The following is a 13486-nucleotide window of genomic DNA, read 5'->3' on the forward strand; positions in this document are numbered from 1 at the left end:
CCGGCTAGTCGTCGCTGCGTCGCTTCGCACGCGGATGCGCGGCGTCGTACACCCGGGCCAGGTGCTGGAAATCGAGATGGGTGTAGATCTGGGTGGTGGCGATGTCGGCGTGTCCGAGCAGTTCCTGCACGCCGCGCAGGTCGCCGGAGGACTCCAGCACGTGGCTGGCGAACGAGTGCCGGAGCAGGTGCGGATGCACGCGCTTGAACAGGCCCTGCCGCTGCGCCAGCTGGCGCAGGCGCACCTGTACCGCGCGCGCCCCGATCGGCCCGCCGCCGCGGCCGGGGAACACCGGCGCGTCCTCGTCGCCCCCGCGCTCGACGCGCCACTCGCGCAGCGCGTTGCGCGCGTGCGAGCCGACCGGCACGATCCGCTGCCGCGCGCCCTTGCCCAGCACCGTGACCAGGCCTTCGTCGAGCTGCAGGTCGCGCCAGCGCAGCGCGCACAGTTCGGACAGGCGCAGCCCGGAGGAATAGAACAGCTCCAGCATCGCGCGGTCGCGCAGGCCCAGCGGCGCGGCGGTGTCGACTTCGACCAGGGTCTTGGCCTCGTCGGGGTCGAGCACCTGCGGCAGCTTGCGCGCCGCCTTCGGTGCGCGGATGCCGGCGGCCGGGTTCGCCGCCACGCGTCCATGCCGCAGCAGCCAGTGGTAAAAGCCGCGCACCGCCGACAGCCGCCGCTGCAGGCTCTTGGGCGACAGGCCACGGCGATGTTCGGACGCCACGAAGGCGCGCACGTCGGCCTCACCCAGGGCCAGGGGATCGAGCGCCGCATGCCCGCAGAACGCGGCGAGCGCGTCGAGGTCCCGTCGATAGCCGTCGAGCGTGTGCGGCGACATCCGCCGCTCGACCTGCAGGTGCGCGAGGTAGTCCGCGATCATCGCGTCGCCCGCGCCCGTGGTGCCGCCCGCGGATGCCGCGCGCGCCGTGACCGCGCGCACGCCACCCGACGCGGGCCGGCGCGACTCAGCCATCGAACCGGCGCAGCGCGACGTCGAACGCCTCGCCCATCATGCGCAGGAACAGCGTGCCCATGCCGGGATAGAAACGGTTGGCATCGCTGCTGCCCACGGCCACCAGGCCGGTGCCCTCGATCGCCAGCAGCGCGCTCGACTGCACCTCGTCCACGCGCGCGCCGTAGAGCAGCGCCTGCTTGTCCGGATGCAGGCGACCGCACAGCGGCTCGCCGCCCTTGAGCGCGTCCGCGAACGGCGACAGCACCGGGTCGTCGCGCTCGATCACCTGCAGCCAGGGTTCGCCGCCGAGCCCGTCCACCGGATGGAACAGCACGATGCGCACCAGGTCGCCGGCGAAATCCTCCTCCAGCGTCGCCGCCATCGCCCGCACCACCCCGGCGCGATCGGGCTGGCGCATCAGTGCCAGCGTCAGCTGGTGGGTGCGCACGGCGAGGCGTTCGTTCTCCTGCGAGATCGCGAACAGGTCGTGCAGGCGGCGCGAGAGTTCGCGGTTCTTGTCGCGCAGCACCTCGAGCTGGTAGCTCGCCAGCGATGCCGCGGGTCCGTCCTCGCGCGGTACCACCAGGCTCAGCGCCAGGTCCGGGAACTGCTGCAGGAACTTCGGCTGGCGTCGCAGCCAGGCCGCCACTTCATGGGCGCCGAGGCGCTCGGGATTGCTCATCCGGTCCATTCCCCTTCGAATACGAAAGCCGTCGGCCCCGCCATCGCGACCTGCGCCGCGTCGTCGGGCCAGGCGATGTGCAGCTCGCCGCCGGGCAGCGACACCGCGACCTCGCGCTCCACGCGCCCACGCCGGACCAGCACCGCCACCGCCGCGCACGCGCCGCTGCCGCAGGCCAGGGTCTCGCCCGCGCCGCGCTCGTACACGCGCAGCCGGATCCGCCCGCGGTCGATCACCTGCGCGAAGCCGATGTTCGCCGACTGCGGGAACAGGCCGCTGTCCTGCAGCGCCGGGCCCAGCGTGGCGACGGGCGCGGCCTCGATGTCGTCGACCTCGAGTACCGCGTGCGGGTTCCCCATCGACACCGCGCCGAAGCGCACGCGCCCGATGCCGGCCAGCGTCGCCTCGTAGTCGTCTGCCGCCGGCCCGTCGACCGCCAGCGGTACCTGGCCGGGCGCGAACCGCGGCACGCCCATGGCCACCCGGAAGCGCCCCTCGCCGAGCACGTCCACCGCATGGGTGCCGGCCGGACTGTCGAGCGCGAAACGCGCCTCGCCAGCGGCGCCATCGCGCACCAGCCAGGCCGCGACGCAGCGCGCGCCGTTGCCGCACTGGGACGACGGCGAGCCGTCCGCGTTCCAGATTCCGTACGCGGCCAGCGCGCCGGGCGTGCGCGCCGATTCGATGGTGAGGATCTGGTCGCAGCCCACGCCCGCGTGGCGGTCGGCCAGCGCGCGGCACAGCTCGGGCGACGGTGGCGGGGTGCCATCGCGCAGGTCGAGCAGCACGAAATCGTTGCCCGCGCCGTGCATCTTGCTGAAGCGCAGCCGCTCCTGCAGGGAGACGCGCTGGATCGGGTGCGGAGCGGTCACGGCCACGCGCTCAGCCGTCGCCGTCATCCGCGGCGGGAACCGGCTCCGGGTCGTCCTCGCCTTCCTGTCCGGCATCAGCGTCGTCGACGGCATCGGTCTCGATCACCGGGTCGACGTCTCCTTCGCTGCCGTCGACCGGATCCACGATCGGTGGCACCGGCTGGACGGCCGGGTCGACCGACCCTTCGGCGGGTGCCGTATCCGCCTCGAGGTCGGCCTCGACATCCGCGTCTTCGACGGGCGGGCGCACCAGCGGCCCCTTGTTGCCGCAGGCGGCGAGGTTGAGGGCGAGGATCAGCGCCAGCGGCGCGAACAGGAGCGGGAATCTGCGCATGGCGGCAGTGTAGCCCGGGCCACGCGCGAGGAGGAGCCTCGACAGCCGCCGCCTCAGTCGGCTTTCACCGACGCGCCCGCCGGCGGCGGCTCGGGCCGCCGCCAGAGCCAGGCGCCGACCGCCACCATGCAGCCGATCGGCAGCGCGATCATCCACCAGCGATGCCCGCCGCTGAGGGCCATCACCGCCACCAGGACGATCGCGGAGACCAGCATCATCGTGGTCGCCATCCACTTCGCGCGGCGGCTCACCGCGCCATGCGCTTCCCAGTCGCGGATCGCCGGGCCGAAGCGCGCATGCGCATGCAGGCGACGGTGGAGCCGCTCCGAACCGCGCGCGGCCGCCCACGCGGCGATGAGCACGAAGACCGTGGTCGGCATCACCGGCAGGAACGCGCCGACAACGCCGAGGCCGAGGCTGACGTAGGCCAGCAGCCACCAGGCCCAGCGATGGCGGGGGGTCGGACGCATCGGCGCATGATATCGGCGCCGCGTCGCGGCGCCGTGCGCGTGGCGCGGTGCACGCACGCCGGGCCTCAGGCGTGACCAGCGGCCCGGGATGTGCCCGCAACGCCGCCGGCCACCCTACCGCCCCCAGATGGCCGAACCCGGCTCCGCGGAGCGGCGGCGCCAGGCGTTACTTCACGCCCAGCTGGTCGAGCATGAACGCGTACATCTCCGCCTGCTCGCGGAAGCGGCGGAAGCGGCCCGACTTGCCGCCGTGCCCGGCCTCCATGTTGGTGCGGAACACGACCGGGCCATTGCCGGTATCCACGTCGCGCAGGCGCGCCACGTACTTGGCCGGCTCCCAGTACTGCACCTGCGAGTCCCACAGCCCGGTGCCGACGAACATCGCCGGATAGGCCTGGGCCTTGAGGTTGTCGTAGGGCGAGTACGACAGCATGTAGTCGTAGAACTGCCGCTGCTCCGGGTTCCCCCACTCGTCGTACTCGTTGGTCGTCAGCGGAATGCTGGCGTCGAGCATCGTGGTGACCACGTCGACGAACGGCACCTGCGACAGGATCACGCGGTAGCGGTCCGGCGCCATGTTCGACACCGCGCCCATCAGCAGCCCGCCGGCGCTGCCGCCGGCCGCGGCCACCCGGTCCTTTGCCGCATAGCCCTGCGCGACGAGGTGGTCGGTGACGTCGATGAAGTCGGTGAAGGTGTTGATCTTGTTGAGCAGCTTGCCGTCGTCGTACCAGCGCCGGCCCATTTCCTGGCCGCCGCGGATGTGCGCCAGCGCGTACACCATCCCGCGGTCGAGCAGGCTCACGGTGGTGACGCTGAAGCCCGGATCCATCGACATGCCGTAGCTGCCGTAGGCGTACTGCAGCATCGCCGCGGTGCCGTCGCGTTCGAAGCCCTTGCGGTAGACCAGCGAGACGGGAATCCGCTCGCCGTCGCGCGCGGTCGCCCAGACGCGTTCGGTCACGTACCGCGACGGGTCGTAGCCGAGCACCGGCTGCTGCTTGAGCAGGACCCGCTCGCCGGTGGCGGTGTCGAGTTCGTACGTGGTCGCCGGCGTCGTCAGCGAGGTATAGGTGTAGCGCAGCTTCGTGGTGTCCGGCTCGGTGTTGGCCGACAGGCCCATCGAATACGCCGGCTCGTCGGCCGCGACGTACTCGTCCTCGCGCCCGGGACGCAGGATGCGCACGCGCTCGAGCGCCTCGGACCGCTCGCCCAGCGCGACGAACCCGTCGAACAGTTCGAACGTCTCCAGCAGCACGTTCTCGTCGTGGGCGACGACGTCGGTCCAGTCCTTGCGCGAGGTCGAACCGCTCGGCGCCTGGACCAGCTTGAAGTTCTTCGCCCCGTCGGCATTGGTCAGGATCACCCAGCGGTCGTCGAGGTGGTCGGCCTGGTACTCCAGGTCGCGCTCGCGCCCGGCGAGCACGGTGAAGGCCTGCGGATCGGCGGCCGGCGCGTAGCGGATCTCGTCGGACACGGTGCTGCTCACGCCGATGACGATGTAGCGGTCGTCGCGGGTGCGGTCGATGCCCATGTAGAAGCTGTCGTCCGCCTCCTCGTAGACCACCACGTCCTGTGCCGGATCGGTGCCGATCACGTGACGCTTCACGCGCTTGGTCAGCAGCGTCTCCGGGTCGTTCTCGATGTAGAACACGGTGCGATTGTCGTCGGCGAACACCAGGTCGCCGGAGGTGCCGCGCAGCTCCTCCGGATACGCCTTGCCGGTGGCCAGGTCGCGGAACCGGAACGTGTACTGGCGGCGGCCGTTGGTATCGTCGGCCCAGGCCAGCATGGTGTTGTCCTGGCTGACCTCGTAGGCGCCGACGGCGTAATAGTCCTTGCCCTCGGCCAGGGCGTTGACGTCGAGCAGCACCTCCTCACCCGCGAAATCGCCGCGCTCGTTGGCCTGCTGGATCGCCAGCGCATCGACGCCCGGGCCGTCCTTGCGCCGGGCGTGGATCGGGTAGTCCTTGCCGGTCTCGTAGCGGGCGTAGTACCACCAGCCGCGCTCGCGCGCGGGAATCGAACTGTCGTCCTGCTTGATGCGGCCGACGATTTCCTCGTACAGCGCGTTCTCGAGCGGCTCCAGCGGCGCCATCACCTGGTCGGCGTAGGCGTTCTCGGCCTCGAGGTAGGCCAGCATCGCCTTGTCCTCGCGTTCGTCGTCGCGCAGCCAGTAGTACTCGTCGTTGCGTTCGGCCCCGTGGGGGGCTTTAACCACGTGCGGGCGCTTTTCGGCGTCGGGTGGCGTGGCGTCGGCGGCGGTGGTGGAAGCGGTGGAAAGCGTCATCAGGATCGTCGTCGCGAGAAGGAGTGCCGTCTTCATGGAATATCCCGGCGTGAATGGAAGGACGGGCGGCGGTCAGGGTGCGGGCGCGGGCGCGCCCGGTTCGCCGGCCAGCTGCTGCCAGAGGAAGGTCAGGTACAGCGCGTCCATGTGCGCCGCCTGGCGGTTGTCGGCTGCGCCGCCGTGGCCGCCCTCGATGTTCTCGTAGTAGCGCACGTCCTGCCCGGACTCGAGCATTTTCGCCATCATCTTGCGGGCGTGGCCGGGATGCACGCGGTCGTCGCGGGTCGAGGTCAACAGGATGGTCGGCGGATACTTCTGTTCCGGATCGAACAGGTGGTAGGGAGAGAACGTCCGGATGAACGCCCACTCCTCCGGCTTGTCGGGATCGCCGTACTCGGCCATCCACGACGCACCGGCGAGCAGCTTGTTGTAGCGCTGCATGTCGAGCAGCGGCACCTGGATCACCACCGCGCCGAACAGCTCCGGATATTGCACCAGCATGTTGCCCGTGAGCAGGCCGCCGTTGCTGCCGCCGCGGATGCCCAGGTGGGCGGGCGAAGTGATCTTGCGGTCGATCAGGTCCTGCGCGACCGCGGCGAAGTCCTCGTAGGCCTTGTGGCGGTTCGCCTTGAGCGCCGCCTGGTGCCAGCGCGGGCCGTACTCGCCGCCGCCGCGGATGTTGGCGACCGCGTAGGTGCCGCCCTTCTCCAGCCAGCCCTTGCCGACGCCGCCCGAATAGCCCGGCGTGAGCGAGATTTCGAAGCCGCCGTAGCCGTACAGCAGGGTCGGGTTGCGGCCGTCGGGTTTCGCGTCCTTCGGACGCACCAGGAAGTACGGGACCCGGGTGCCGTCCTTGGAGGTGGCGAAGTGCTGCTCGACCACGTGCTTCGAAGCATCGAAGAACGTCGGCATCGTCTTGAGGACTTCAGGCGCCGGCGCGTCGGGGGCCGCATCGCCGAGCATCAGCGTGGTCGGGGTCAGGTAGTCGGTAACGGTCAGCCACAGGGCATCCGACTCCTCATCGTCCACGGCCGAGGCGCTGACGGTGCCGAACTCGGGCAGGCCGGCCAGCGGCCGCCGCGCCCAGCCGTCCGCGCCGGGCGTGAGCACCCACAGCTTGCTCTTCACGTCCTCGAGCACATTGAGGACCAGGTGGTTGCGGGTCCACGAGGACCCGGCCAGCGAAGTGGTGTCCGTCGGCTCGAACAGCACCTGGAACTCGCGCTCGCCGGCCATGAACGCGTCGAAATCGGATGCCAGCAGCGAACCTGCCGGGTAGGTCCTGCCGGCCACCTCCCAGGGTTCGCGCAGCTCCAGCGTCAGCCACTGCCGGTGCACGCCCTTGTTTGCCGAATTCGGCGCATCGATCTTCGTCAGCGCGCCGTCGGCGGCGACCAGATACAGCTCGTCGTTGTAGAACGCGAGCGTGCGGCTGACGAAGTCACGCTCGAAACCGGGCGTATGGTCGTGCATCGCCGCGATGTACATGTCGTCCGGCTTGCCTTCGTACACCGGAACCGCCGACACCAGCGGCGTGCCACGCTGCCAGCGCTTGACCACGCGCGGATACCCCGACTCGGTCAGCGATCCGGGGCCGAAGTCGCTGTAGACATACACGGTGTCGGCATCGATCCAGGACAGCGCACCCTTGGCTTCCTCGCGGAAGAAGCCGCCTTCGACCCAGGACTTGTTCTCAAGGTCGAACTCCCGGGTCACATCGGCATCCGCGCCGCCGCGCGAGAGCGCGACCAGGCAGCGCCGGTAGTCCGGCCGCAGGCAGTCGGCGCCGTGCCAGATCCAGTTCTCGCCCTCGGCCTTGTTCAGTGCGTCGAGGTCGATCAGCACCTCCCACTGCGGCCTGGGCTTGCGGTACTCCTCCAGCGTCGTGCGCCGCCACAGGCCGCGCGGGTTCTGCTTGTCCTTCCAGAAGTTGTAGTACCACTCGCCCTGCTTGTAGACGCCGGGAATCTTGTCGTCGGAGTCGTAGATCGCGAGCAGTTCGGCCTCGAGCTGCGCGAACTGCGGGGTGCTGGCCAGTTCCGCCTCGGCCTTCGCATTCTGGGCCTTCACCCAGTCGAGGGCCTTCGCGTCTTCGACGCCTTCCAGCCACTGGTGCGGATCCGACACCACGTTCTCCTCGTTGCCATGGGCCGTGCCTGCGGACAGGCCGATCGCCAGCGCCAGCGCTGCCGCGGCGGGGAAGCATTTCGACATGCGGGACATCCGTCTGGAAAAAGTGCACGAACGCTAGCACACGCCTCGGCCCGGGCCCGAGTGCCGGAAGTCGAGCGGCTTGCGACCGGCAAGTGGAAAGCCCTCGTGGCGGCCCCAGCCGCGCAACGCACGTTTCAGGCACCGCGGATTCCGCCGACGATCGCGAGCATTTCCAGCACGCAAAGAAAAACCCCCAGCCGGAGCTGGGGGTTTTGGGTAAAGACCCTGGCGATGACCTACTCTCGCATGCGGATGCACACTACCATCGGCGCGTTTGCGTTTCACTTCCGAGTTCGGAATGGGATCGGGTGGTTCCACAAAGCTATTGTCACCAGGGAGACCGTGGAGGGTCGCCAGTCCCGCCGGCGGAATGATCCGCACGGACGAGCAGCGCTCACGCTCTCATTGGGTAGGGAAGTAGCGAACTGGTTTGGTCCGAACGTCCGCGACATGTCGCAGAGTCCAAGGCCACTTGAGGTTATATGGTCAAGCCGCACGGATCATTAGTACTGGTTAGCTCAACGCATTACTGCGCTTACACACCCAGCCTATCAACCACCTGGTCTTGATGGTTCCTTTAGGGGACTTGTGTCCCGGGAGATCTCATCTTGAGGCGCGCTTCCCGCTTAGATGCTTTCAGCGGTTATCGCTTCCGAACATAGCTACCCGGCAATGCCACTGGCGTGACAACCGGAACACCAGAGGTTCGTCCACTCCGGTCCTCTCGTACTAGGAGCAGCCCCTCTCAAATCTCCAACGCCCATGGCAGATAGGGACCGAACTGTCTCACGACGTTCTGAACCCAGCTCGCGTACCACTTTAAATGGCGAACAGCCATACCCTTGGGACCGACTACAGCCCCAGGATGTGATGAGCCGACATCGAGGTGCCAAACACCGCCGTCGCTATGGACGCTTGGGCGGTATCAGCCTGTTATCCCCGGAGTACCTTTTATCCGTTGAGCGATGGCCCTTCCATACAGAACCACCGGATCACTAAGTCCTACTTTCGTACCTGCTTGATCCGTCGATCTTGCAGTCAAGCACGCTTATGCCTTTGCACACAGTGCGCGATGTCCGACCGCGCTGAGCGTACCTTCGAGCTCCTCCGTTACTCTTTGGGAGGAGACCGCCCCAGTCAAACTACCCACCATACACGGTCCCCGACCCGGATTACGGGCCCAGGTTAGAACGTCAAGCACGACAGGGTGGTATTTCAAGGATGGCTCCACCCCAGCTAGCGCCAGGGTTTCACAGCCTCCCACCTATCCTACACAGACGAACTCAACGTTCAGTGTAAAGCTATAGTAAAGGTTCACGGGGTCTTTCCGTCTTGCCACGGGAACGCTGCATCTTCACAGCGATTTCAATTTCACTGAGTCTCGGGTGGAGACAGCGCCGCTGTCGTTACGCCATTCGTGCAGGTCGGAACTTACCCGACAAGGAATTTCGCTACCTTAGGACCGTTATAGTTACGGCCGCCGTTTACCGGGGCTTCGATCAAGAGCTTCGCCTTGCGGCTGACCCCATCAATTAACCTTCCGGCACCGGGCAGGCGTCACACCCTATACGTCCACTTTCGTGTTTGCAGAGTGCTGTGTTTTTGATAAACAGTCGCAGCGGCCTGGTCACTTCGGCCTCCCCCAGCTATTCACCAGAAGAGGCGCACCTTCTCCCGAAGTTACGGTGCTATTTTGCCTAGTTCCTTCACCCGAGTTCTCTCAAGCGCCTGAGAATTCTCATCCTACCCACCTGTGTCGGTTTACGGTACGGTCTGCGTAAGCTGAAGCTTAGGAGCTTTTCCTGGAAGCGTGATATCAGCAGCTTCGTCCTAATGGACTCGTCCTTAGTCTCAACGTTGCGCCCCCGGATTTGCCTAAGGGCACCGCCTCAACTCTCTCACCGGGACAACCAACGCCCGGCCTGCCTAACCTTCTCCGTCCCTCCATCGCACTTACGCGAGGTGCTGGAATATTAACCAGCTTCCCATCGACTACGCATTTCTGCCTCGCCTTAGGGGCCGACTCACCCTGCGTCGATTAACGTTGCGCAAGGAAACCTTGGGCTTTCGGCGTGCGGGCTTTTCACCCGCATTATCGTTACTCATGTCAGCATTCGCACTTCCGATACCTCCAGCAGACTTCTCAATCCACCTTCGCAGGCTTACGGAACGCTCCTCTACCGCGCATCACAAGTGATGCACCCCAAGCTTCGGTTCTGTGCTTAGCCCCGTTAAATCTTCCGCGCAGACCGACTCGACCAGTGAGCTATTACGCTTTCTTTAAAGGGTGGCTGCTTCTAAGCCAACCTCCTGGCTGTCTGTGCCTTTCCACATCGTTTCCCACTTAGCACAAAATTTGGGACCTTAGCTGTGGGTCTGGGTTGTTTCCCTTTTCACGACGGACGTTAGCACCCGCCGTGTGTCTCCCATGCAGTCCGTCTCGGTATTCGGAGTTTGCAATGGTTTGGTAAGTCGCAATGACCCCCTAGCCATGACAGTGCTCTACCCCCGAGAGGATTCACATGAGGCGCTACCTAAATAGCTTTCGAGGAGAACCAGCTATCTCCGGGTTCGATTAGCTTTTCACTCCTAATCACACCTCATCCCCTACCTTTGCAACGGGAGTGGGTTCGGGCCTCCAGTACCTGTTACGGTACCTTCACCCTGGGCATGACTAGATCACCCGGTTTCGGGTCTATTGCCTGCGACTATGCGCCCTTATCAGACTCGGTTTCCCTTCGCCTCCCCTATACGGTTAAGCTCGCCACAGACAATAAGTCGCTGACCCATTATACAAAAGGTACGCAGTCACCCCGAAGGGCTCCTACTGCTTGTACGCACACGGTTTCAGGGTCTATTTCACTCCCTTCACCAGGGTTCTTTTCGCCTTTCCCTCACGGTACTGGTTCACTATCGGTCGGTCAGGAGTATTTAGCCTTGGAGGATGGTCCCCCCATGTTCAGACAGGGTTTCTCGTGCCCCGCCCTACTCAATTTCATCGAAATGGCCCTTTCGCATACAGGGCTGTCACCTTCTATGGCCGGCCTTTCCAGGCCGTTTTGCTAAAACCAAATCGACTTTTGGGCTAGTCCCCGTTCGCTCGTCACTACTAAGGGAATCTCGGTTGATTTCTTTTCCTACGGTTACTTAGATATTTCAGTTCACCGCGTTCGCCTCCAGCAGCTATGTATTCACTGCAGGATACCCATTGCTGGGTGGGTTTCCCCATTCGGACATTGCCGGATCAAAGCTTGTTGCCAGCTCCCCGACACTTTTCGCAGGCTGCCACGTCCTTCATCGCCTCTGACCGCCAAGGCATCCACCGTGTGCGCTTATTCGCTTGACCATATAACCCCAAGTCGCCTCGGGGTTGCAGTGCCCGTGGTTACAAGCCACGGACGCGAATATTGCAACGACTCAAATAAGGAATCTTTCGATTCCCGCCTTAGCCTCATACGACACGTCTGGACGGATTCGTCTCAAACGCTCGCTACTTCCCTATTTTTCAAAGAACATGCACCGACTTCAGCGTCGATGCATTTCTGATCTTAGTGTGCGCGCAATCCGGTGCAGAACAGAGGCTGGTGGAGCCTGTCGGGATCGAACCGACGACCCCCTGCTTGCAAAGCAGGTGCTCTCCCAGCTGAGCTAAGGCCCCAAGTGGTGGGTCTGGGAGGACTCGAACCACCGGCCTCACCCTTATCAGGGGTGCGCTCTAACCACCTGAGCTACAGACCCAGTCTGTTGTGCGGATTGTGCAGGTTACTTGTGCGGACGTCTGACAGGCAATTAGCTGTCTTTAGTCTCAAAAGGAGGTGATCCAGCCGCACCTTCCGATACGGCTACCTTGTTACGACTTCACCCCAGTCATCGGCCACACCGTGGCAAGCGCCCTCCTTGCGGTTAGGCTACCTGCTTCTGGTGCAACAAACTCCCATGGTGTGACGGGCGGTGTGTACAAGGCCCGGGAACGTATTCACCGCAGCAATGCTGATCTGCGATTACTAGCGATTCCGACTTCACGGAGTCGAGTTGCAGACTCCGATCCGGACTGAGAGAAGGTTTCTGGGATTGGCTCGCCCTCGCGGGTTTGCAGCCCTCTGTCCTTCCCATTGTAGTACGTGTGTAGCCCTGGCCGTAAGGGCCATGATGACTTGACGTCATCCCCACCTTCCTCCGGTTTGTCACCGGCGGTCTCCTTAGAGTTCCCACCATTACGTGCTGGCAACTAAGGACAAGGGTTGCGCTCGTTGCGGGACTTAACCCAACATCTCACGACACGAGCTGACGACAGCCATGCAGCACCTGTCTCACGGTTCCCGAAGGCACCAATCCATCTCTGGAAAGTTCCGTGGATGTCAAGGCCAGGTAAGGTTCTTCGCGTTGCATCGAATTAAACCACATACTCCACCGCTTGTGCGGGCCCCCGTCAATTCCTTTGAGTTTCAGTCTTGCGACCGTACTCCCCAGGCGGCGAACTTAACGCGTTAGCTTCGATACTGAGTTCCTAGTTGAACCCAACATCCAGTTCGCATCGTTTAGGGCGTGGACTACCAGGGTATCTAATCCTGTTTGCTCCCCACGCTTTCGTGCCTCAGTGTCAGTACTGGTCCAGGTAGTCGCCTTCGCCACGGATGTTCCTCCTGATCTCTACGCATTTCACTGCTACACCAGGAATTCCACTACCCTCTACCGTACTCTAGCCCGCCAGTATCCAATGCAATTCCCAGGTTGAGCCCAGGGCTTTCACATCAGACTTAACGAACCACCTACGCACGCTTTACGCCCAGTAATTCCGAGTAACGCTTGCACCCTTCGTATTACCGCGGCTGCTGGCACGAAGTTAGCCGGTGCTTATTCTTTGGGTACCGTCATTCTCTCCGAGTATTAATCGGAAAGTTTTCTTTCCCAACAAAAGGGCTTTACAACCCGAAGGCCTTCTTCACCCACGCGGCATGGCTGGATCAGGCTTGCGCCCATTGTCCAATATTCCCCACTGCTGCCTCCCGTAGGAGTCTGGACCGTGTCTCAGTTCCAGTGTGGCTGATCATCCTCTCAGACCAGCTACGGATCGTCGCCTTGGTGGGCCTTTACCCCGCCAACTAGCTAATCCGACGTCGGCTCATCTATCTGCGTGAGGCCTTGCGGTCCCCCACTTTCACCCGAAGGTCGTATGCGGTATTAGCGTAAGTTTCCCTACGTTATCCCCCACAAAAAGGCAGATTCCGACGTATTCCTCACCCGTCCGCCACTCGCCACCCAGGGAGCAAGCTCCCCTGTGCTGCCGTTCGACTTGCATGTGTTAGGCCTGCCGCCAGCGTTCACTCTGAGCCAGGATCAAACTCTTCACTTAAAGTTTTCTGGACTTGCGTCCAAATATTTCGAGTGCAGTCGTCGTCCCGAGCTCCAAATTACTCGCTTGCATTACTGCATTTGAATTGACTTGTTGCTCTGTTACGAACGTCTGCAAGATGGACAGTCATCCACCCGCCAGACGCCCGCACAAGTCACCTGCGCACACTGTCAAAGATCTTGGAAACAGGCCTCAGCGCCTCGCTTCCGTACCCGTTGGCGTTTCGCCTCAGGGAGCCGCACATGATAGCGCGGTTTTTGCTTTCGTCAACACCCCGTGAAGGGGTTTTTGACTTCCCTTCAGCTTGCCGCCCGGC

General features: G+C 64.1%; 7 protein-coding genes, 2 tRNA genes and 3 rRNA genes. All 12 read right to left on the reverse strand.

Annotated features, from left to right (window positions below):
- Positions 1–4: 4 nt before the first annotated feature.
- Positions 5–973, reverse strand: coding sequence for a tyrosine recombinase XerC (xerC, locus tag QFW80_RS08145; RefSeq protein ID WP_425603520.1), 969 nt, complete (start codon positions 971–973; stop codon positions 5–7).
- Positions 966–1646 carry a DUF484 family protein gene (locus QFW80_RS08150; RefSeq protein ID WP_280601169.1) on the reverse strand — a complete coding sequence of 227 codons (681 nt, stop codon included), beginning with the start codon at positions 1644–1646 and terminating at the stop codon, positions 966–968. The genes xerC and QFW80_RS08150 overlap by 8 nt, the downstream gene beginning before the upstream one ends.
- Entirely contained in the window at positions 1634–2449 is an 816-nt protein-coding gene (dapF, locus tag QFW80_RS08155) for a diaminopimelate epimerase (RefSeq protein ID WP_280601387.1), read from the reverse strand. The genes QFW80_RS08150 and dapF overlap by 13 nt, the downstream gene beginning before the upstream one ends.
- Positions 2450–2519: 70 nt before the next feature.
- Entirely contained in the window at positions 2520–2843 is a 324-nt protein-coding gene (lptM, locus tag QFW80_RS08160; RefSeq protein WP_280601171.1) for an LPS translocon maturation chaperone LptM, read from the reverse strand.
- Between the two features lie 53 nt (positions 2844–2896).
- A complete protein-coding gene (locus QFW80_RS08165; RefSeq protein WP_280601172.1) occupies positions 2897–3313 on the reverse strand; it encodes a YbaN family protein in 417 nt (138 codons plus the stop codon).
- Between the two features lie 166 nt (positions 3314–3479).
- Complete coding sequence (locus tag QFW80_RS08170) at positions 3480–5639, reverse strand: S9 family peptidase (RefSeq protein WP_280601173.1); 2160 nt, start codon at positions 5637–5639, stop codon at positions 3480–3482.
- A 36-nt stretch (positions 5640–5675) separates the two neighbouring features.
- Positions 5676–7817, reverse strand: coding sequence for a prolyl oligopeptidase family serine peptidase (locus tag QFW80_RS08175; protein WP_280601174.1), 2142 nt, complete (start codon positions 7815–7817; stop codon positions 5676–5678).
- 223 nt (positions 7818–8040) lie between these two features.
- Positions 8041–8153 (reverse strand): 5S ribosomal RNA (rrf, locus tag QFW80_RS08180).
- Positions 8154–8299: 146 nt separating this feature from the next.
- Positions 8300–11163, reverse strand: a 23S ribosomal RNA gene (locus QFW80_RS08185).
- Between the two features lie 236 nt (positions 11164–11399).
- Positions 11400–11475, reverse strand: a tRNA-Ala gene (locus QFW80_RS08190).
- A gap of 3 nt (positions 11476–11478) precedes the next feature.
- Positions 11479–11555: transfer RNA gene (locus QFW80_RS08195), tRNA-Ile, on the reverse strand.
- Positions 11556–11625: 70 nt separating this feature from the next.
- A 16S ribosomal RNA gene (locus QFW80_RS08200) occupies positions 11626–13170 on the reverse strand.
- Together the 16S, 23S and 5S rRNA genes with 2 tRNA genes alongside form the textbook arrangement of a ribosomal RNA operon.
- Positions 13171–13486: the final 316 nt, after the last annotated feature.

The sequence above is a fragment of the Luteimonas rhizosphaericola genome (genome assembly GCF_029888045.1).
Classification (GTDB): domain Bacteria; phylum Pseudomonadota; class Gammaproteobacteria; order Xanthomonadales; family Xanthomonadaceae; genus Luteimonas; species Luteimonas rhizosphaericola.